Origin of the sequence: Streptomyces sp. NPDC007945, assembly GCF_042958885.1 — a bacterium.
In the GTDB taxonomy this organism is placed as follows: Bacteria; Actinomycetota; Actinomycetes; order Streptomycetales; family Streptomycetaceae; genus Streptomyces.
In genome coordinates this window covers 325,973-346,674 of record NZ_JBIBJV010000006.1, presented here as the reverse complement: position 1 = coordinate 346,674, position 20,702 = coordinate 325,973, and the positions used below count along the sequence as shown (strand labels likewise).

14 protein-coding genes and 1 pseudogene are annotated in these 20,702 nt (G+C 72.1%); 4 read left to right on the top strand and 11 right to left on the bottom strand.

Features of this window, described 5'->3' with window-relative positions; translation table 11 throughout:
• Positions 1-249: 249 nt before the first annotated feature.
• Entirely contained in the window at positions 250-1,278 is a 1,029-nt protein-coding gene (locus ACFZCF_RS21275) for a LacI family DNA-binding transcriptional regulator (protein ID WP_388446340.1), read from the top strand.
• 76 nt (positions 1,279-1,354) lie between these two features.
• On the opposite strand, the gene ACFZCF_RS21270 is transcribed toward ACFZCF_RS21275, so the two are convergent.
• The 3 genes from ACFZCF_RS21270 to ACFZCF_RS21260 all read right to left on the bottom strand — a co-directional run bounded on the left by ACFZCF_RS21270 (position 1,355) and on the right by ACFZCF_RS21260 (position 4,651).
• Positions 1,355-2,203 (bottom strand): carbohydrate ABC transporter permease, encoded by an 849-nt coding sequence (locus ACFZCF_RS21270; protein ID WP_388446337.1) that lies wholly within the window; start codon positions 2,201-2,203, stop codon positions 1,355-1,357.
• A 26-nt stretch (positions 2,204-2,229) separates the two neighbouring features.
• On the bottom strand, positions 2,230-3,246 hold the full coding sequence (locus ACFZCF_RS21265) for a carbohydrate ABC transporter permease (protein ID WP_388445829.1): 1,017 nt from the start codon (positions 3,244-3,246) through the stop codon (positions 2,230-2,232).
• A 79-nt stretch (positions 3,247-3,325) separates the two neighbouring features.
• A complete protein-coding gene (locus ACFZCF_RS21260) occupies positions 3,326-4,651 on the bottom strand; it encodes an extracellular solute-binding protein (protein ID WP_391287971.1) in 1,326 nt (441 codons plus the stop codon).
• A 276-nt stretch (positions 4,652-4,927) separates the two neighbouring features.
• On the opposite strand from ACFZCF_RS21260, the gene ACFZCF_RS21255 reads away from it, so the two are divergent.
• Together ACFZCF_RS21255 and ACFZCF_RS21250 are read left to right on the top strand one after the other, a co-directional pair.
• Positions 4,928-7,327 (top strand): glycoside hydrolase family 2 protein, encoded by a 2,400-nt coding sequence (locus ACFZCF_RS21255; protein ID WP_391287969.1) that lies wholly within the window; start codon positions 4,928-4,930, stop codon positions 7,325-7,327.
• Positions 7,324-8,370 carry a substrate-binding domain-containing protein gene (locus ACFZCF_RS21250; protein WP_391287967.1) on the top strand — a complete coding sequence of 349 codons (1,047 nt, stop codon included), beginning with the start codon at positions 7,324-7,326 and terminating at the stop codon, positions 8,368-8,370. The genes ACFZCF_RS21255 and ACFZCF_RS21250 overlap by 4 nt, the downstream gene beginning before the upstream one ends.
• A 168-nt stretch (positions 8,371-8,538) precedes the next feature.
• Here the strand turns inward: ACFZCF_RS21250 and ACFZCF_RS21245 are convergent, their stop codons facing one another.
• From ACFZCF_RS21245 to ACFZCF_RS21230, 4 genes are all read right to left on the bottom strand, one after another.
• On the bottom strand, positions 8,539-9,846 hold the full coding sequence (locus tag ACFZCF_RS21245) for a cellulase family glycosylhydrolase (protein WP_391287965.1): 1,308 nt from the start codon (positions 9,844-9,846) through the stop codon (positions 8,539-8,541).
• Positions 9,847-10,189: 343 nt separating this feature from the next.
• Entirely contained in the window at positions 10,190-11,380 is a 1,191-nt protein-coding gene (gene manA / locus ACFZCF_RS21240; protein WP_391287963.1) for a mannose-6-phosphate isomerase, class I, read from the bottom strand.
• A gap of 150 nt (positions 11,381-11,530) precedes the next feature.
• The gene (locus ACFZCF_RS21235; RefSeq protein ID WP_388445811.1) at positions 11,531-12,505 is read right to left on the bottom strand and encodes an ROK family protein; all 975 of its coding nucleotides are present in this window, start codon (positions 12,503-12,505) and stop codon (positions 11,531-11,533) included.
• Between the two features lie 141 nt (positions 12,506-12,646).
• Positions 12,647-14,044 carry a GH1 family beta-glucosidase gene (locus ACFZCF_RS21230; protein WP_391287961.1) on the bottom strand — a complete coding sequence of 466 codons (1,398 nt, stop codon included), beginning with the start codon at positions 14,042-14,044 and terminating at the stop codon, positions 12,647-12,649.
• A 313-nt stretch (positions 14,045-14,357) separates the two neighbouring features.
• On the opposite strand from ACFZCF_RS21230, the gene ACFZCF_RS21225 reads away from it, so the two are divergent.
• Positions 14,358-15,338: an acetylxylan esterase gene (locus ACFZCF_RS21225; RefSeq protein ID WP_391287959.1), complete on the top strand. Its 981-nt coding sequence runs from the start codon at positions 14,358-14,360 to the stop codon at positions 15,336-15,338.
• Between the two features lie 363 nt (positions 15,339-15,701).
• On the opposite strand, the gene ACFZCF_RS21220 is transcribed toward ACFZCF_RS21225, so the two are convergent.
• From ACFZCF_RS21220 to leuA, 4 genes and pseudogenes are all read right to left on the bottom strand, one after another.
• Positions 15,702-17,012 carry a phytase gene (locus tag ACFZCF_RS21220; protein WP_388445802.1) on the bottom strand — a complete coding sequence of 437 codons (1,311 nt, stop codon included), beginning with the start codon at positions 17,010-17,012 and terminating at the stop codon, positions 15,702-15,704.
• 497 nt (positions 17,013-17,509) lie between these two features.
• A pseudogene (locus ACFZCF_RS21215) lies at positions 17,510-17,857 on the bottom strand (MBL fold metallo-hydrolase); the annotation flags it as partial.
• A 78-nt stretch (positions 17,858-17,935) separates the two neighbouring features.
• Entirely contained in the window at positions 17,936-18,760 is an 825-nt protein-coding gene (locus ACFZCF_RS21210; RefSeq protein ID WP_391287957.1) for an ATP-binding cassette domain-containing protein, read from the bottom strand.
• On the bottom strand, positions 18,757-20,478 hold the full coding sequence (gene leuA, locus ACFZCF_RS21205; RefSeq protein ID WP_391288249.1) for a 2-isopropylmalate synthase: 1,722 nt from the start codon (positions 20,476-20,478) through the stop codon (positions 18,757-18,759). The genes ACFZCF_RS21210 and leuA overlap by 4 nt, the downstream gene beginning before the upstream one ends.
• Between the last annotated feature and the right edge of the window lie 224 nt (positions 20,479-20,702).

Below are 20,702 nucleotides of genomic sequence, written 5' to 3'. Positions count from 1 at the left end.
CCGGGGCGGCTCACCCGGAGCTTTAATTAACCGGTTAACTCGATTGAGGGGAACCGTAGAGACGAGACGGGTGCATGTCAATGGATTCAACTGACCTTCCCCGCACGCCTGTTGGGACGAGAAATGCACCACCGCACCCCACCCGCGGTCGGACCCGCCTCACGTCGTGCCCGCACACCTCTGCCGCCCGCGGCGCGTCCTGGCGGTAGGGTCGGGGTGTCGAGGGTTCAGGATGGAGCTGGGGTGGCAGTGAAACGGCCGACGATGGCGGACATCGCACGTCGGGCGGGTGTGTCGAAGGTGGCGGTCTCGTACGCGCTCAACGACCAGCCCGGAGTGTCGGAGGCCACCCGCGCCTCGATCAAGAGCATCGCCGAGGAGCTGGGCTGGCGCCCGAACAGCGCCGCCCGGGCGCTGACCGGCGGGCGTGCGCAGGCGGTCGGGCTGGTGGTCCGGCGGCCGGCACGGACGCTGGGGGTCGAGCCGTTCTTCATGGAGTTCATCAGCGGCGTGGAGACGGTGCTCGCCGAGCACGCGTACGCGCTGATGCTCCAGATGGTGACGGACCAGGAGCAGGAGATCGAGATCTGCCGGCGCTGGTGGGGCGAGCGGCGGGTCGACGGCGTCTTCCTCATGGACCTGCAGACCGATGACGTCCGGGTCGGCGCCGTGCGGGAGATGGGGCTGCCCGCGGTGGCCATCGGGCCGCCGGACGTCGCCGGGGGACTGCCGGCCGTCTGGTCGGACGACGGCGAGAGCGTGCGCGAGATCGTGCGCTACCTGGCGGCGCTGGGACACCGGCGGATCGCGCGGGTGGCGGGCCCCGCCGCGCTCGCGCACACCGCCGTCCGCGACGCCGCGCTCGCGGAGGTCTGCCGGGAGGCAGGCGTCCCCGCGGCGACCGTGGTGCACACCGACTACACCGGGGACGAGGGCGCGCGGGCCGCGCGGGCCCTGCTGATCGCCCCCGAGCGGCCGACGGCGATCGTGTTCGACAACGACATCATGGCGGTCGCCGCGCTGTCCGTGGCCCAGGAACTGGGCCTGTCGATCCCCGCCGACCTGTCGGTGGTGGCCTGGGACGAGTCGCCGCTGACGCAGGTGGTGCGCCCGACGCTGTCGGCCGTCAGCCGCGACATCCCGACGTACGGGGCCCGCTCCGCGACCGCGCTGCTCGCCCTGATCGACGGGGAGGACATCGACAGCATCCGCGAGGGGTACGCGCACTTCGTGCCCCGGGGCAGTACGGCTCCGCCGCCGGAGCCCGGCCGCCGCTGACCGCCCGTCCACGGGGAGACCGTGCGGGAGCCGGTCCGCTCCCCCGTACGGCCCGGCCCCCGCTTCATGGCACTCCCTACTTGGTGGCTCCCTGGGCGAAGCCGTTGTAGATCCAGCGCTGGAGGAGCAGGAAGACCACCAGCGTCGGGACGATGACGAGGATCGCGCCGGCCGAGATGGCCTCCCAGTGCGCCCCGAAGGGTCCCTTGAAGCGGAAGAGCGCGGTGGAGATCGTCCCCAGGTCCTCGGAGTGCATGTAGAGGAAGGGGATGTAGAAGTCGTTGTAGGTGGTGATCCCCTTGATGATGACGACGGTGGCGATCGCGGGCTTGAGCAGCGGGAAGATGATCTTCCGGTAGATCGTGAAGGCGTTGGCCCCGTCGAGCCGGGCGGCTTCGTCCAGCGAGACGGGGATGCCCCGGATGAACTGCAGGAAGATGTAGACCGAGACGATGTCGGTGCCCATGTAGAGCAGGATCGGGGCCCAGCGGGTGTCGACGAGGCTGAAGCTGTTGATCACCTGGAAGGTCGCGACCTGGGTGGTGACGCTGGGCACGAGGGTGGCGGTCAGGAAGCCGGCCATGACGAGCTTCTTGCCCCGGAAGTCGAAGCGGTCGACGGCGTACGCGGTCATGGAGCCGATGATCACCGTCCCGCCGATCGAGAAGACGAGGATGAACGCGGTGTTCCCGAACGCCGTCAGCATCTTGCCGTCGTTGAACGCGGTGACGTAGTTCTCGAAGTTGAACCAGTTCCCGGGCAGGGAGAACGCACCGCCCGAGCCGACCTCCTCCGACGTCTTGAGCGAGGTGAGAAAGACGACGGCCAGCGGGATCAGGACGACCGCGGACGCCACGATCAGCGACAGGTAGGTCAGGGCGCCTCCGACGGGCAGCCGGCGGCGGGAGGTGCGCGGCCCCTTCATGGTGGCGGGGGTGAGGTCGGAGGAGGTCATACGAGGTCCACCTTGTCGTCGGGCACGAGCCGGCGCTGGATCCAGGTGATCAGCAGGATGATCAGGAGCAGCACCACGGCCGCGGCCGAGGCCAGGCCGGTCTTGTTGAACTGGAAGGCGAGTTTGATCGTCTGGATCACGAAGGTCTGGGTGCCGGTGGCGCCGCCGGTCATGATGTAGGGGATCTCGAAGACCGACAGCGAGCCGGAGATCGCCAGGATCGCGCTGAGGCTGATGACGGGCTTGATGCTGGGGGCGATGATGTGCCGGAACTGTTTCCACTTCCCCGCCCCGTCCAGCTCCGCCGCCTCGTACAGCTCGCCCGGGATGGACTGGATCGCGCCGAGGAAGAGGACGAAGTTCAGTCCGGTGAACCGCCAGACGGAGACGCCCGCGAGGGAGACGTTCGCGGAGGTCGGGTCACCGAGCCAGGGATGGTCGGTGGTCACGCCGAGCCAGGCGAGCACGGAGTCGAGGGTGCCGCCGTCCTGGAAGAAGTACAGGAAGACGAAGCCGATCGCGACGCCGTTGATCAGGTAGGGGAAGAAGAGGATCCCCTTGAAGAAGTTGCGGAACCGCAGGTTGAAACTGAGGATCACCGCGAAGTACAGGGCGACGGCGATCTGGACCACGGAGGCCGCGAGGTAGTAGCCGCTGACGAAGAAGACGCGGAAGAGCTCGGGGCGGGTGAAGATCCGGACGTAGTTGTCGAATCCCACGTACTCCCGGTCCGGACTCACGCCGTCCCAGTCGGTGAAGCTGTACGAGATCATGCTCGCGACGGGGACGTAGGTGAACGTGATCAGCAGGGCGAGCGGGGCCGCCAGGAAGAGCCAGGGCGTGATCCGCCGCAGCGGCGAATCCCGCCAGGATCTCGTCCGTCCGGCGGTGGGGCCGCGCCGGCGGCCCGCCGGGCGAGACCGCCTCCCCTGCGTATCGGCCTCGGCCTTGTCCGTGCTGGATCGCCCTGTCATGGCGGCGCCCTCTGGTGCGGTGTCGGTGGTCTGGGTCATGTCGGCCTTTCGTGTCCGCGGCTGCGGAAGGTCCAGGGGCCCCGGCCGGTGTCGTGCGGCCGGGGCCACTCCGCCGGTATCAGCTACCGCCGGTCTTCGCCGCCTCGTCCCACCTCTTGTTCAGGTCGGCGAAGAAGTCCTCCAGGCTGCCCTTGGCGGCGCCGCGGGCCGTGTCGATCAGCTTCTGGCGGTAGTCCGGCTTGTTGAGGCCGATCTCGGCCGCCTCGTCGATGTCGTTGACGGCCGCGGTCTTCGCCTCGGAGCGGTCGAAGAATCTGACATCGTTGTCAACGAACTCCTTCAGCGTGGCGGGCATCGGGGCGGACTTCACCGCGGAGACCACGCCCTCCTTCTCCGCGAAGCCGGACTTCTCGGTGAACCAGTCCACCCAGGCGCGTGCCGCGGGCTTGTTGTGCGAGTGGATGCTCACGGCCTGCTGGTAGTCGGACACCAGGCCGGCGCAGTGCTTGCCGTCCTTCTGGACCGGGAAGGGCATGAAGCCGATGTCCTCCGGCGCGCCGCCGGCCTTCTCCGCCGCGTCCCGCATCTGCGTGATCGACCAGGAGCCGAGCATCATCGTGGCGATCTCACCCTCACCGAGGAGCGCCTTGGAGGTCTCCCAGTTGGTGGTGGTCGGGTCCTTCTCCGACAGGCCCTGCTTCACGATGTCGTACAGGAGGGTGTCGATGGTGTTGAGCTCGCTCCCGGCCTTCCAGGGCGAGACCGGGCCGGCGAGGGCGTTGCCCGCCTGGGCGTCGCAGCCGACGACGCCGAGGTTGCTGGTCCACTGGACCATCGGCCAGCCGTCCTTGAAGTTGGTGTAGTACGGCGTGGCGCCGGTCTTCTCCTTGACCGCCTTCAGGCCGGCCAGGAACTCGTCCGGGGTCTTCGGCCAGCTGGTGACGCCGGCCCGCTTCCAGAGCTTCTTGTTGTAGACGAAGCCGTTGGCGGTGCCGAACTGGGCGATGCCGTAGACCTTGCCATCCACCTCGGCCTTGTCGCTGAAGCGGTACTTCGACAGCTCGGCGGTGGTGCCGAGGGGGGCGAAGAACTTCGGGTAGTCGCTCTTGGCCACCGCGCCGGGGATGAAGAGCACGTCACCGTACGCGTTGGTGTTCATGCGGATCTTCACCTCCCCCTCGTAGTCGGTGATGCCGTCGAACTTCACCTTCACCTTGGGGTAGATCTTGTTGAACTCCGCCGCGTACTTCTGGAGCGTCCCGTTCTGCACCAGGTCGGTCCGCTGCGTGAGGACCTTGATCTCGCCCGAGACCTCCTTCGGGTCGGACGGCGGGGCGGCCACCTCTCCGGTGGCACCACCGCCTCCGCCGCCGCACGCCGACAGCGCGAGCATCACGGCGGCCAGCACAGCGCCCGAGAGCGCGGTCGTCTTCGTGTTCCCCATGGCCCAACTCCTTCAAAGTCACGGCTCAGGTCATCGGTGGGATGACGGCACTATGTCAGCCAGCCGTGAACCGGTAAAGTACTGGTTTCCAGCGTGATGCCCAATCGTTACTCCGAGCAGTCGACATTCGCGGGTCCGATGACGTCACGCACTCGATCCGCTCTCCCTCATCCTGCCTGAGCTTCACCGGTTCATGGACAGTTAAGTGAATGTACGGCTAGCTTGTCGGCCCGTACACGCATCCCGCCCGCTGCCAGGCGATTGGAGCCGCACACCATGAAGGACGTCACCCGACTGCACGAGGGGTGGAGCCTGCGCCACGAGGACGCGCTGCTCCCCGCGCAGGTGCCCGGTTGTGTCCACACCGACCTGCTCGCCGCCGGGGTGATCCCGGACCCGTTCCTCGGACTGAACGAGACGGAGACCGCCTGGGTCGGGCGCCGCTCGTGGTCGTACGAGACCGAACTCACCGCCGCCGACGGCGGGCACGAGCGGAGCGAGCTGGTCTTCGAGGGACTGGACACCGCCGCGGAGGTCCTGGTCGCCGGCGAGTCGCTCGGCTCGACCCGGAACATGCACCGCGCCCACCGCTTCGACGTGACGGGGCGGAGCGGCCGCCTGGAGGTGCGCTTCGACTCGGCGTACGACGAGGCCGAGCGGGTCCGCGCGCTCACCGGCGACCGGCCGAACGTCTACCCCGAGCCGTTCCAGTACATCCGCAAGATGGCCTGCTCCTTCGGCTGGGACTGGGGCCCGACCGTGGTCACCGCCGGCATGTGGCGGCCGGTGCGGATCGAGCGCTGGTCGACCGCCCGGCTCGCGGAGGTCCGCCCGCTGGTCACCCTCGACGGCCCCACCGGCCACGTCGAGCTGCGCGTCCGGGCCGCCCGGACCGCGAGCGGCACGGACCGCCCACTCACCCTGCGCGCCACGGTCGCCGGCGTGGTCGCCGAGACCTCCTTCGCGGGCGCGGAAACCGTGCTCCGCCTGGAGGTGCCCGAGCCGCAGCTGTGGTGGCCCCGGGGCTACGGTGCCCAGCCGCTGTACGGGCTCGACGTCGACCTCCTGGACGAGGACGGCGCACCGCTCGACTCCTGGTCGCGGCGGATCGGCTTCCGCACCGTCACCGTCGACCGCTCCGCCGACGAGCACGGCACCGGCTTCACCTTCGTCGTCAACGGCACGCGGATCTTCGCGCGCGGCGTCAACTGGATCCCCGACGACGTCCTGCCGTCCCGCGTCACCCCCGAGCGCTACCGCGCCCGTCTCACCCAGGCCGCCGAGGCCAACATCGACCTCGTCCGCATCTGGGGCGGCGGCATCTACGAGGACGACGCCTTCTACGACGCCTGCGACGAGCTGGGCCTGATGGTCTGGCAGGACTTCCTCTTCGCCTGCGCCGCCTACCCCGAGGAGCAGCCGCTGCGCGGAGAAGTGGAGGCGGAGGCGCGCGACAACGTTGTCCGGCTGATGCCGCACGCCAGCCTCGTCCTCTGGAACGGCAACAACGAGAACCTCTGGGGCTTCCGCGACTGGGAGTGGGAGGGGCCGCTCGCCGGCGACTCCTGGGGCGAGGGCTACTACCTCGGCGTCCTGCCCCGGATCGTCGCCGAGCTCGACCCGACCCGCCCCTACACCGCCGGCAGCCCCTGGTCCGGCTCCTGGGACCACCACCCCAACGACCCCCGGCACGGCACCCACCACTCCTGGGAGGTATGGAACCGGCAGGACTACGCCGAGTACCGCGCCGACGTCCCCCGCTTCTGCGCCGAGTTCGGCTGGCAGGCCCCGCCGGCGATCAGCACCCTGCGGCGCGCCCTGCCCGGCGAGGAACTGGCCCCGGACTCCCCCGGCATGCTGCACCACCAGAAGGCCGAGGACGGCAACGGCAAGCTGAACCGCGGCATCGACCGCCACTTCGGCCTGCCCGAGGGCGACTTCGACCGCTGGCACTACCTCGCCCAGGTCGTCCAGGCCCGGGCGGTGGCCGCCGGCATCGAGCACTGGCGCTCCCACTGGCCGGTCTGCGCGGGCACCGTCGTCTGGCAGCTCAACGACTGCTGGCCGGTCAGCAGTTGGGCCGCCATCGACGGCGACGGCCGGCTCAAGCCGCTCTACCACGAGCTGCGCCGCGTCTACGCCGACCGGCTCCTCAGCCTCGTGCCCACCGCGGACGGTCCGGTCCTCGCCGTCGACAACCAGTCCGGCACCACCTGGCGCACCACCGTCGCCCTTCGCCGCGTCGCCGCCGACGGCACCGTGGTGAAGGAGGCCGCGCTGGAGGTGGAGGCCGCCGCGCGGACGGTGGTGCGGCTGGACGTCCCGGGCGCGCTGCTCCCGGACGCGGCCTCGGCGAAGGAGCTCCTGGTCGCCGACGCGGACGGTCTGCGTGCGGTCCATCTCCCCGTGTACGAGAAGGAGTTCGCCTACCCCGCGCCCATCTACGACGTCCTGGTCGAACCGGCGGGCGACGGCGACTCGGTCGTGACCGTCACCGCCCGCACCGTCGTGCGCGACCTCCTGCTCCAGGCCGACCGCCTCGCCCCGCGGGCGAGCGCCGACCGCGGACTGGTCACGCTGCTGCCGGACGAGGAGGTCCGGATCACGGTGCGCGGCTGGGCGGGCGACGACCCGGAAGCCGTACGGGCGGCCCTGTTCAGCGTGGGAGCGGCGTGAGCGTCCCTTCCCCCCGTCTCCCCGGCCCGCGCGTCACGATCACCGATGTCGCCGCGCGGGCCGGGGTGTCCAAAGGCGCCGTCTCCCTCGCCTTCAACAACCGGCCCGGGGTGTCCCCGGCGACCCGGGAGCGCATCTTCACGGCCGCCGAGGAGCTCGGCTGGAGCCCGAACCAGACGGCGCGGAACCTCTCCGGCCGGCGGACGGGCATCATCGGCCTGGCGATCTGCCGCCCCGCCCGGCTCCTCGGCCTCGAACCCTTCTACATGGAGTTCATCTCCGGCATCGAGGACGTCCTCGCCGAGCGCTCCTGCTCCCTCCTCCTCCGCCTGGTCCGCGACCTGGCCGAGGAGAGCGACCTCTACCGGGAGTGGTGGCGCAGCAGGACGGTCGGCGGGGCGATCCTCGTCGACTTCCACCGGGACGACCCGCGCATCCCGCCACTGCGGGCGCTCGGCATGCCCGCGGTGGCCGTCGGCCACCCGTCCCTGACCGGTGGCTTCCCGTCCGTCTGGACGGACGACGCCTCCGCGGCGGCCGAGGCCGTGCGCTACCTGGCGGCCCTCGGCCACCGGCGGATCGCCCGGGTCGGCGGGCCCGCCGGCCTCGGCCACAGCGGCATCCGAGCCGCCGCCTTCGAGGCGACCATGGCCGAACTGGGCCTGGACGGACGGCGGCAGGTGGCGACCGGCTTCGTCGGGGAGGAGGGCGCACGGGCCACCCGCAGCCTCCTGATGTCCCCGGACCGGCCGACGGCGATCCTGTACGACAACGACATCATGGCCGTCGCCGGAGCGGCGGTCGCCTCCGAGATGGGCCTCTCGGTCCCCGACGACGTCTCCCTCCTCGCCTGGGACGACTCGCAGCTGTGCCGGCTGACGCATCCGCCGATGTCCGCGATGAGCCACGACGTCCACCACTTCGGCGAGGAGGTCGCCCGGACTCTGTTCGGGGTGATCGAGGGGACCCGTGCCGGCTCCCTCCAGGTGCCCACCCCGTCCCTGACGCCGAGGGGGTCGACGGGGCCGCCTCGCCGCACGTAGGCGGTCGCGCACGACGTTGAGGGGCATACCCGTACGGGTATGCCCCTCAACGTCGTCTCCCTCCTCCCTCAGGAGGCGGCGGAAGCGGGTGAGGAGCGGGTTCCGGGGCAGGGACGTGCCGGCGGAACCCGCTCCTCTCGCACCCGGTGCGGCGGATGCGGTACGGGGTCAGCCCTTGGCGCAGGGGACGCCGTCGAGGCTGAAGGAGGCGGGCACGGCGCCGGGGCCCGTGACGTTGACGCCGAAGCTCACGGCCCCGCCGACCGGGACGGACGCGGTCCAGGACTCGCTGGTGGCGCGGACCTGGCGGCCGTCCTGGGTGACGGAGGCGTTCCAGGCGGAGTTCACCGTGGCGCCCTCCGGGAGGGCGAAGTCGAGCTTCCAGCCCTTGAGGGGCTGTTCGCCGGTGTTGCGGACGCTGACGTCGGCGTTGAAGCCGGTGCCCCAGTCGTCGAGGCGGTAGGCGACCGAGCAGCCGCGCCGGTACACGCCGGCCTCCTGGGAGGTCTGACGGATGCCGTCGGGACCGTGGAAGAGGCGCTCGCCCCACCCGGTGAGCTGGTCGGCGTCGAAGCCGGTGGCGAGGTCGAGGTATTCGACGCCGCCGCCGTTGCCGCTCCAGGACCAGCCGAGGTAGCCGAGGTCGAGTCGGCGGGCGGTGGCCATGATGGCGTCCTCGTCGGGGTTGCCGTCCGAGTGGTCGTGGCCGAACTCGCCCACGACGATGGGCAGGCCGCGGTCGACGAAGCTGCCGAGGTACTCCTCGACCTCGGCGGCGGTGTCGTACACGCCGTACATGTGGATGGAGAAGACGGTGTTGCGGTCGGGGTCGGAGGCGAAGACGGCGGGGGCGTTCTCGCGCATGGTGCCGGACCAGTCCTGCCCCCAGTTGGGAGCGTCGACCATCAGGGTGTGGTCGAAGCCGGCCGCGCGCAGCCGGCCGATGGCGTCCTTGGTGTCCTGCGGCCAGGCGGTGTAGCCGGCGTTTCCGTGCGGCTCGTTGCCGAGGTTGACGATGACGTACTTCTCCTGCCCCTTGAGGGCGTCCGCCACCTCCAGCCAGTAGTCCACGGCCTCGGAGAGAGAGGCCGCGTCGCTCTGCTCGCCGTAGCCGGTGGTGTCGTGGGCCTCCAGGACGCAGACGAGCCGGTTGGCCTTGCACCGGGCGACGACGTCCGCGACGTCGGCGGCGTCGTTCTTCGTCCAGCGGGCGCCGGTGGAGAGCACCACCCGGACCGAGTTGGCGCCGAGTGCCTTGACGTCGGCGAGGGACCGTCCGGTGCGGTCCGTGTACCAGGTGTGGGCGTGGTTGACGCCGCGCAGGACGAAGTCCTTGCCGGTGGCGTCGACGAGTCGTCCGTCCACGACACGGAAGCCGTCCGCGCGCTCGGCGGCCTGGGCGGTGGCGGGGATCGAGGTGATCGTGGCGGCGAGGGCGAGCAGCGTCGCCGCCGAGAGGACCCGTGTCCTGTTCATGTGGTGCTCCCAATTCGGTACCGCGTCCCGCGAGGGGAGCGGGCGCGGTGCTGCCTGACATGGAGTGAGATCGCGGCCGACCGGGGGCCGGTGGCCCCGGGAAGGGCCCGCGCGTGGCGGGCGGACAGCCGCCGGGCCCCACCGCCCGGATGGTGCTGCGGCTCGATTCCGGGCGGTGGGGATTCTCCGCGGGTGCGGTTCAGGTCGTCGCCTCGATCGGTCGGCGATTTCTCCTGCCGATTCCCGGCGGTCGATTGGAGGCTAGGGGCCGTCTTGGCCGATCACAAGAGCTGGGACATAACCGGTTAAGGTCCATAAGGGTTTCGTGGACCGGCCCGACCGTTCAGCCGAGGCGTTCCACGGTGCCCGTCGTGGCGCGGAACACCGTCCCGCTCCCTTCCAGCCGCGCCTCGACGCCCGCCGCCACGTACACGGCCCGTCCCGGGCCGATGCCGAGGCCCTGCCCGGAGGAGGTGACGGTCACGGTCCCGGCGGTGCAGAGGAGGATCTGCGGGGCGTCCAGAGTGAGGCGCCGCCGCGGCTCGCCGGCCCGCAGGAGGTACCGCGACAGGCGGAAGTCGTCCACCGGCGCCGGGTACACCTCCTCGCCCTCCTCGTCCCGGGGAGTCAGCACGCGGGCCGCGGGGGCGTCGAAGCGGACGATCCGGGTCAGCTCCTCGGCGTCGACGTGCTTGGAGGTCAGTCCGCACCGCAGGACGTTGTCGGAGCTCGCCATGATCTCCACGCCGAGCCCGGAGAGGTACGCGTGCGGGACCCCGGCGCCGAGGAACAGCGCCTCGCCGGGGCTCAGCTCGACGTACCGGAGCAGCAGCGCGGAGAGGAGTCCGGAGTCGCCCGGGTAGGCCCGCGCGATGCGGTCGTAGGCGGTGATGCGGGCCTCGGCGGGGCCCTCCGCCGCGACGGCCAGCGCCCTGGCGACGGCGCCGAGGAGGCCCGCCGGCGGGCGGAGGAAGGCCCGGAACACCTCCGCGAGCGCCTGGGGCTCGGGGGCGGCCCGCAGGGTCTCGGCATACGGCCGGAGCGCCGGCACCTCCAGGGAGTCGAGCAGGTCGGCGGCGTCCGACGAGGCCCGGAAGCCGCACAGCCCCCGGAACGGGGTGAGGGCGACGATCATCTCCGGCTTGTGCTGGTCGTCGCGGTAGGTGCGGTGGGCCGCGTCCAGGGGCACGCCGAGCGCGTTCTCCCGGGCGAACCCGGCCTGGGCCTGGGCGAGGTCCGGGTGCACCTGGACGGAGAGCGGCGCGTCCGCGGCCAGGAGCTTGAGCAGGAACGGGAGCCGGGGCCCGAACCGGCGCACGGTGGCCGCTCCGAGCTCACCCTCCGGGTTCCCGGTGACCACCCGGTCCAGGGGGGTGAGGACGTTCTCCCTGAGCACGCGGGAGGGCGCCGCCGGGTGGGCGCCCATCCAGAGTTCGGCCTGGGGCGCTCCGGTGGGCGGCTCGCCCATGAGTTCCGGCAGCAGGGTGCGGGAGCCCCAGTCATAGGGCTGGACGGTGTTGTGGAGGAGGTCCATGGTCGTTTCCTGGAGTACGTGCGGTGGGATGGAAGCGGGGGCGCCACGGTGCCCCGAAGGGCGCCCGGTGCCGGTGCGCGCGGGCACGGAGGAGGCCCGTCCGCGCACGGCCGGGGAGGCCGGAGGCCAGGTGGCCGCGGGCCGGCCGGGTCAGGTGGCCGTTCGCCCCCGCGTCCCGGCTCCGGCGCGGGAGAGCTCGGAGGCGGCGACGCCCGCGGCGGCCGCGCCGATCAGTCCGGCGTCGAGGGCCAGGCCGGCGGGCACGACCGGGAGGTCACGCGTGAAGTCGAGGGCGGCGTACGCCTTCAGGTGGTGCCGCAGCGGTGCGAACAGCAGGTCGCCCGTCTGCGAGACCCCGCCGCCCACGACGACCAGGTCGAGTTCGACGAGCGCGGCGGTCGCCGCGATGGCGGCGGCCAGGGCGCGGCCGGCCCGGTCGAACGCGGCGAGGGCCCTCGGGTCGCCCGCGCGGGCCGAGGCGGCCACCTCGCGGGCCGTGGCGGGAAGGCCCGCCGGGGGCGTCCAACCGGACTCCAGGGCGTGGGCGGCGATCGCCGTACCGCTGGCGTAGCGCTCGACGCACCCACGGGCGCCGCAGGGGCACAGCGGGCCGTGCTGGTCGACGGTGATGTGGCCGATGTGGCCGGCGTTCCCGGTCCTCCCCGCGTGGACGGAACCTCCCAGGACCAGTCCGCCGCCGACCCCGGTCGAGACGACCATGCACAGGGCGTTCGCCGCGTCCTTCGCCGCTCCGATCCAGTGTTCCGCCGCCGTCATGGCGACCGCGTCGCCGACGAGCACCGGCTCGATCCCGTCCGGAACGGCGGGATGACTCCGCACGCGCTCCACCAGGGGGAAGGAGCGCCAGGCCAGGATGTTGACCGGACTCACCGTGCCCGCGAACGTGTCCACGGGCCCCGCGCTCCCGATTCCCAGGCAGGACAGCGAGGCCCACTCGGGACGGGTGGCCAGCTCGTCCAGGACGGCGGTCACCGCGGCCATCAGCACCTCGGCGGACTCACGCGCGGGCGTCGGCCGCTGCGCCCGCGCCACCACGTGCCCCTCGGCGTCGACCAGCGCCCCAGCGATCTTCGTACCGCCGATGTCCAGCGCTCCGTACACCATCCCGCCCAACCTCTCCGAACCATCCGAACTGTACGAAGCACCACTCTGCCGACGGATGACAACGTTGTCTAGGGTGAAACGGATCCGGTTAAGTCACATGCGCGGGCGACCGGCGTCTTCTCGCCGTCGGAGGTGCGGGGGTCACTCGCCCCGGTGCTCACGGGCTGCGGAGGCCGCGATGGCCGCCTTGTACCAGTGGTAGGACGCCTTGGGGGTGCGCGTCCCGCTCGGGAAGTCGACGTGCACCAGGCCGAAGCGCCTGCTGTGACCGAACGCCCACTCGAAGTTGTCCAGAAGCGACCACGCGGTGTAGCCGCGCAGGTCGACGCCGTCCGCGATGGCCGCGGCGGCCGCCCGGAGGTGACTCTCCAGATAGGTGATCCGGTCGGCGTCGTGCACGATGCCGTCCGCGGCGGGGACGTCGTGCTCGGCGGAACCGTTCTCTGTGATGTGGATCGGCGGAAGGAGGGCACCGTAACGGTCGCGGAGGGAGACGAGGAGGTCCCTCAGGGCGTCGGGGACGACGGCCCAGCCCATGGCGGTGTGGCGGACACCCGGATGGTCCACCCCTTCGAAACGGTTGTCCATCGCGGTGCGCCGGGCTGGATCGGGCTCGCGCCAGGGGGCCGCGCGCACGGTGGACGGCGTGTAGTAGTTGAGGCCGAGGAAGTCCATCGGGGCGGAGACGAGTGCGAGGTCGCCCTCGCGGCGGAAGTCCTGGCGCTCGGTCAGCTCCCCGAAGGTGTCCGGCTCGCCGGGGGCGTAGCGTCCCGTCAGCAGCGGGTCGGTCCACATGAGGTTGCGCTGGGTCTCGGCGCGCAGGGCAGCCTCGGCGTCGGCGGGGTCCGGCGTGGCCGGGCGGACCCGGTCGAGGTTGAGCGAGATGCCCGCTTCCCGGACCCCGGCGGCGCGCAGGGCGCCCATGGCCAGGCCGTGGCCGACCAGGAGGTGGTGGGCCGCGGCGAGCGCGGGCGTCCCCTCGCGCGCTCCCGGAGCGTGCTCGCCATTCGCGTATCCCAGGAAGGCGCTGCACCAGGGTTCGTTCAGGGTGATCCACCGGGCCACGCGGTCCCCGAGCCTCTCCGCGACCAGGGCCGTGTACTCCGCGAAGCGCTCGGCAGTGCCCCTGGACCGCCAGCCGCCCCGGTCCTCCAGGGGCTGGGGAAGGTCCCAGTGGTAGAGGGTGGCGACCGGCTTGATGCCGGCCTCCAGCAGGTCATCGACCAGGCGGGCGTAGAAGTCGAGCCCGCGGGCGTTCACCGGTCCCGAGCCCGACGGCTGGACGCGCGGCCAGGCGACGGAGAAGCGGTAGACGGACACCCCGAGGTCCGCGAGGAGGGCCACGTCCTCCCGGTGCCGGTGGTAGTGGTCGCAGGCCGTCTCGCCGCTGGTGCCGTCCGACACGGCGCCGGCGCGCCGGGAGAAGGTGTCCCAGATCGACGGCCCCCGTCCGTCCTCTCGCGTGGCGCCCTCGATCTGGTAGGCCGAGGTGGCGGCACCGAATTCGAAGCCGGGCGGGAAAACCGGGAAGTCGCTCACGGAACATGAGTCCTCTCGTGCGGGGGGGGCGGGTGACAGGTGCGAGCTTGGAGGAATACGGCTGATCGGTCCAGGCGCGAACGGCTGGGGAGAAGGAGTTTTACTAAACCTCGACTTAACCGGAAAGGCTTTATTGGACAACGTTGTCGGGACGGGGCAGAGTGACCTCCGCAACCGCTGTCGGGCCGCTGCGGAGAGGCGGACCGCGAGAGGGTGCGGAGCGCCCGACGCCGTTCCGCCCCTCCTGTCGTACGACGACGACCGCGCCCCGCTCCCCCGCGCGGTCACCCCGTTCCGAGGAGAAGCCCTTCCCATGCCGTACGCCGACCTGCCCCTCGATCACCCGGCCGCCCGGGACGAATCCCCGGTCGAGCCGGACGGCTTCGACGCCTTCTGGTCCGAAACCCTGCGGTCGGCCCGCGCGGCCGGCCGCGCTCCGGAGGTCCGCCCCGTCCGGGACTCCCCCCTGACCACGCTCGACACCTACGACGTACGGTTCTCCGGCTGGGGCGGGCACCCGGTCGCCGCCTGGCTCCTCCTCCCGTCGCAGGCCGAGGAGCCGCTGCCGACGGTGATCACGTACCTCGGATACAGCGGCGGACGGGGACTGGTGACCGACCACCTCCTGTACGCCTCCGCCGGCTACGCCCACCTCGTCGTCGACAGCCGGGGCCAGGGCCACGACACCCCCGACCCCCACCCGGACGCGGGTCCCCACTGGGTGCACGGCTACATGACCCGGGGGATCGAGGATCCCCACGCCCACTACTACCGCCGCCTCGTCACCGACTGCGTCCTCGCCGTCGACGCCGCGCGCTCCATCCCGCACGTGGACCCGGACCGGATCGTCGTCCAGGGAGCCAGCCAGGGCGGTGGCCTGGCCCTCGCCGTGGCCGGCCTGGCCGGCGATGGCATCGCCGGCGCCCTCCCCGACGTGCCGTTCCTGTGTCACGTCCGGCGGGGCGCCGAGACCGCGACCGAGGGCCCGTACACGGAGATCGTCGATTACCTGCGCCGTCACGCCCCGCACGCGGCCGAGCGGGCTTTCTCGACCCTCGCCCACTTCGACGGCGTGCACTTCGCGCGCCGCGCGACGGCCCCCGCCCTGTTCAGCGCCGGCCTGATGGACCCCGTCTGCCCGCCGTCCACCGTGCTGGCGGCCTACCAGAACTACGCGGGCGAGAAGGACATCAGGGAATGGCCCTTCGCCGATCACGCGGGCGGAAGGGGCGCGACGGCCGTCGAGCACCTGCGCTGGCTGCGCCTGCGGGCGCTGGCCCCCACGGAGCGTTGAGGATCCAACGGGGGCGGCACCAGCCCCGACCACGCCACCGCGACGTCCGCCGTCGCCTCGGCCCGGCACCGACGGCAGCCCGTAGCCGGCACGGCTCTCCCGCGCCCGCCGGCCGCCGGCTGGCCCCACCGGGAAGGACAGCAGACCCGGCAACCTTTCCGTCCCCGGCGGCGACAACGTCTCGACCACCCCCTCCCAGGAGGTCTCCGACTGGCTGGGCGACTGGACCCCGTGACGGGGCCGGCACGGCCGGCTCCGCGTCCCGCCCCATGAGCCCCGCTGTTCACGGGAACGCCGACGCGCGGGGCTCGTTCGGCCCGCGCGTCGGCATCAGCGGCGGTACACCGCGGCCTGGCGGGGCGGTCAGTCGCCGAGGACGTCCATGACCTCGGCGAGGTCGACGAACTTGAAGTTGGTCGCGTCGCGGTCGCCGTCGCCGGGGGCGTCGTGGCCGTCCTGGACGACGAGGAGGCCGTTGGGGTACTGGGAGCCGAGCGGGGCGTTCAGGACCGCGGCGCCGTCGCACTCCTCGGAGCCGTCGAGAGTGTCGTTCACGGCGGTGACCCGGAAGCCGCCCTCGTACTCGTTGGCGTCCTCCAGTTCGCGGTCGTAGGCGGCGAAGGTGTTGTCGCCCTGGCTGGAGGCGAGGACGTAGCCGTCACCGTCGGGCTCGGTCAGGAGCGTCAGGCCCTCGACGTCGGCGGAGATCTTCGTGCCGCCGAAGCCGGGGTCGGCGCCCGGCGTGCACTCCTCGGTCTCCTCGTCGTAGGTGCCGGGGACGCCGTACTCGCGGACCTTGTCGATCAGCTTCGGCGTGCCGGTGAGGTCGGCGCGCATCCGCCAGACGCCGATGTCCTCCTGACCGGCGTAGAGCATGCCGTTGGCCGGGTCGACGACCATGCCCTCGACCTGCGGCAGCTCGCCGGGCTCGCCGCACGGGGACCACGAGGTGCCGTCGGGCAGCCGGAAGGAGGACGGCAGGTCCAGGGTGCGGACCTTGCGGTAGGTGACCTTGCCGTCCGCGGCCGGCAGCAGCTCCAGGAGGGCGATGCTGGTGCGTTCGCGGCGGCTGACCAGGGCGTAGGACTTCCCGGTCGCCCGGTCCGTCCAGGTCGCCAGGCCGTAGGCGGTCCGCTGGTCGTTGATCTCGGCCTGGTCCTGGGAGAACACCGGCGGCGCGGCCGGGTCGGTGACATCGCTCAGCGGGCCGCCGACGCGGTCGCGGTCGATGCGGTAGAAGCGCAGCCGGTCGTGGCCGCGGTCGCTGGTGACGGCCAGATCCGCCTTCCCCGAGGAGAGCCGGAGCCCATGGACGAGGTCCACGTTGTTGAAGCGGCCCGGGGCGTCGTCCTCACCCGCGGCGGGCGGTGCGGCTATCGACTGCACCAGTCGCGCGTCCAGGTCGTAGACGCGCAGGCCGCCCTCCTTGGCGGTGGCGACGACGAGGCTGCGGCCGGGGGCCGCGGCGTTGCGCCAGATGGCCGGGTCGTCCGCGTCGGCGTTGCCGCCCTCGTCGTCGTCGTGGAGCACCGGCGTCTCCGCACGGGGGGTCACGGCGGGCAGGGTGTCGGCGTCCAGGCGGTGCCGGGCCTCGGCGGGCGCGGCCAGTGCCACGGCCGCGAGAGCCGTGGTCACGGCCAGCGCGGCCGATCGGACGATGGCGGAGCGGGTCACGCAAGTCTCCTCTGCAAGGGGGTGGTTGGACCTGCGAGAGCCTGAACCCGGAGAGTGTCCGCACGGCGACCGCCGTGCGACGGGTAACACCGGGTCACGGTGTACGTACGGTGAACGAACCCGTGCCGCCCCGCCGCACACACGCGTGACCCGCGCCGTGCGGTGTGGGTATGGGCGGTCGGTCAGACTCCTGACGACCGTACCCGTCGCCCTTCCCCTGGGCGCCGCTACCGCGGCCCGTCCCGACGGGAGGACCGCGTCACGGCCTCACGCACGCGTCTCTCACGCGCACCGTCCCCGCCCCTCGTGGGAACGTTGGAGGGATCCAGGTCTTCATCGCTCCCCCGGGATCACGCCGCCTCCGCCCCCACGCCCCAGGGCGACCGAACGCTACCGCCGGGACGGACCGTCCAGAGCCCGCACCACACGATCACGCTCCTCGCCTGAAAGGCGAGCCAGCAGGGCCACCGCCCTGCCCAGCTCGTCCTCGCTCCACGTCACCGATCACCCGCCAGGTCGAGATCACGCTCGGACACCTCGGCAGAAGTCGACGCCTGCTTTGGCCTGCGCCACGGACGAGCGATCGGCTGAGACACCCCACGCCACCAAGCCTCCGCCGGCAGCTTCCCCGCCGGCTCGAACGGCTCGCCGGGGCGGGGAAATGCCACCGTCTGGCCGGCCTCCTCGGCCGCGTCCCTCGTCCACTCTCCCGGCTCCGCCCACGCATGCGGCGCCAAGTTGAACGTGCCCCAGTGGATCGGCAGCATCACACCGGCCGGAGCACCTCCCTGCAGGTCAAGATGGGCCTGGTCCCCCTGCGCAGGCGTCATGTGAATGTCTGGCCACCCACCCGGCACCGGCGTATGGTCCGTGTGGTTCTTGGGCCACATGACGCTCTATCAGGTGTCAGAGTCCTCGGCCGGTTACCGAGACAACCTGGTCCACGAGTCCACTGTCTGCCCCCTGAGCTCGGCCCGGACGGTCCAGCGGCCGTCGGCCCGGGTGAGCGCGAGCGGCATGCCGAAGCAGGTTCCGACCAGCTCGCCGGTCAGCACGTCGGCCACCGGCCCCTGGGCGAGGGGGCGGCCCCCGCGGAGGAGCAGCGCATGGCTCGTGGCCGTGGGCAGCTCCTCCAGGTGGTGGGTGACCAGGACGGTCGCGAGCCGGGGGTGGGCGGCGGCGAGCGTGTCCAGGGCGGTGAGCAGCTGCTCCCGGCCTGGCAGGTCGAGTCCGGTGGCCGGCTCGTCGAGCAGGAGGAGGCGCGGAGCGGGCATCAGTGCCCGGGCGATCAGGGCCCGGCCCCGCTCGCCCTGGGACAGAGTGGACCAGCGCGCCCCGGCGCGGTAGGTCAGGCCCAGGGTGGCGATCAGCTCCTCCGCCCGGTCCCTCTGTTCCCACGTCGGCTCCCAACGCGGGGGTCGCTCCACGGAGTTGGTGACGCCGGTGAGGACCACGTCGCGCAGCCGGGGTGAGGAGCTCAGCGGGTGGCGTGGGTCGACGTGGCCGATGTGGGAGCGCAGGGCGCGCAGATCGGTGTGGCCGAGCCGGTGGCCGATGACCTCCACCCGGCCGCGGGTCGGGTGGAGTCGCGCGCCGAGCAGGCTCAACAGGGTGGTCTTCCCTGCGCCGTTGGGACCGAGGAGCGCCCAGTGCTCACCGGGACGGACGGTGAGCGACACGTCCGCGAGGAGGGTGTTCCCGTCGCGGACGACATGGACGGCGTCCGCGGTGAGGACGGGCTCGTTCATCGGACCGGGCGTCCTTCGCGGTGGGCGCGGTTGACCGCCGACAGGACGGCCTGGACGGACGCGGCGAGGACGGAGGAGTCCCGGCCCGCGCCCCACTCGGTACGACCGTCGACGCGGCACTCGGCGTAGGCGACGGCGTCGCCGGAGGTGCCCGGCCCCGTGGAGTGCTCGGCGAAGTCGAGGACGTCGACGGCGATGCCGGCCCGGGCGAGGGCGTCGGCGAAGGCGGAGAGCGGCCCGTTGCCGTGCCCCTGCCGGGCGGTGGTGCGGCCGTCGACGGTCAGGACGCAGTCGAAGCGGTGGTCCCCGTCGGTTCCGGGAGCCGTGTCCCACTCCCCCAGTCGTACGGGCCCGGCGTCCCGCCCCGGTGCGAGGTAGGTTGCGTCGAACAGCGCGTACAGCTCGTCGGGCGTGGCCTCGCGGCCGTGGGTGTCGGTGGCCTCCTGGACGACGGACGAGAACCCGGGGCGCAGGCCGTCGGGCAGGTCGAGGCCGTGGTGGGTGCGCAGGAGATAGGCCACACCGCCCTTGCCGGACTGGGAGTTGACCCGGATCACTGCCTCGTAGCTGCGCCCGATGTCGGCGGGGTCGATCGGCAGGTACGGAACGCTCCACGGCGCCTGCGAGGGATCGATCCCCGCGTCGGCGGCGGCCTTGGCGTGCCGGGCGAGGCCCTTGCTGATGGCGTCCTGGTGGGTACCGGAGAACGCGGTGTGGACGAGGTCCCCGGCGTACGGGTGGCGGGGGTGCACGGGCAGCCGGTTGCATTCCTCGACGACCGCCCAGACGGCGTCGATGTCCGTCAGGTCGAGCATCGGGTCGACGCCCTGGGCGTGCAGGTTGAGGGCGAGGGTCACCAGGTCGACGTTGCCGGTGCGCTCGCCGTTGCCGAAGAGGCAGCCCTCGACCCGTTGGGCGCCGGCGAGCACGGCGAGTTCGGCGCAGGCGACGCCGGTGCCGCGGTCGTTGTGCGGGTGGACCGAGAGGATGACGCTGTCGCGGCGGGCCAGGTGCCGGTGGGCGTACTCGATCTGGTCGGCGTACACGTTCGGGGTGGCGATCTCCACGGTCGCGGGCAGGTTGTGGGTCACGGGCCGGTCGGGGCTCGCGTCCCACAGCTCGGTCAGTGTGTCGCACAGCTCCAGGACGAAGTCGGGTTCGGTGAGGTTGAAGGTCTCCGGCGAGAACTGGAAGCGGATACGGCTGCCGGGCCGGGCGTCGGCGAGCCGGGCCATCAGCGTCGCGGCCTCCTCGGCCGTGGCCCGCACCTGGGCGCGGTCGCGGCCGAGGACGGTGTCGCGCCAGACGGGCGAGGTCGCGATGTAGAGGTGGACGACGGCCTGCGGCAGGCCGTCGATCGAGGCGAAGGTGCGCTCGATGAGCTCGGCGCGGGCCGGGGTGAAGACGACGGGCGTGATGTCGTCGGGGACGGCGCCCGAGGCGGTCAGCTCGGCGAGGTGGCGTACGAAGTCGAAGTCGGTCCGGCTGGCGGAGGGGTAGCCGACCTCGATCTCCTTGAAGCCGGTGCGGACGAGCAGGTCGAGGAAGCGGCGCTTGCGGGCGGTGTCCATGGGCTCGGCGAGTGCCTGGTTGCCGTCGCGCAGGTCGACGGGCACCCAGAGCGGGGCCCGCTCGATACGGGCGGAGGGCCAGTGACGCTCGGACGGTTCGGGGACGTGCACGCGGTCCTGGTACGGGCGGTAGCGGTGGTACGGCATGGGGCCGGGGCGCTGCGGGTTCCAGGCGTACGGGGTGGCGGTCACGGGTCGTGGCTCCTTCTGCTGGTCGGGATGCGACCGGCGGCGGCGCGTCGTCCCGCGGCGGGGTGCCGGTCGCGTCAGGCCCCGCCGCGGCAGCCGAGAAGGAGCCGTCCACGGAAGATCATGACCGGCACCCTAGCCACTCCTCAGCTCCTCAGACAAGTACTCCTCAGACAAGTTCT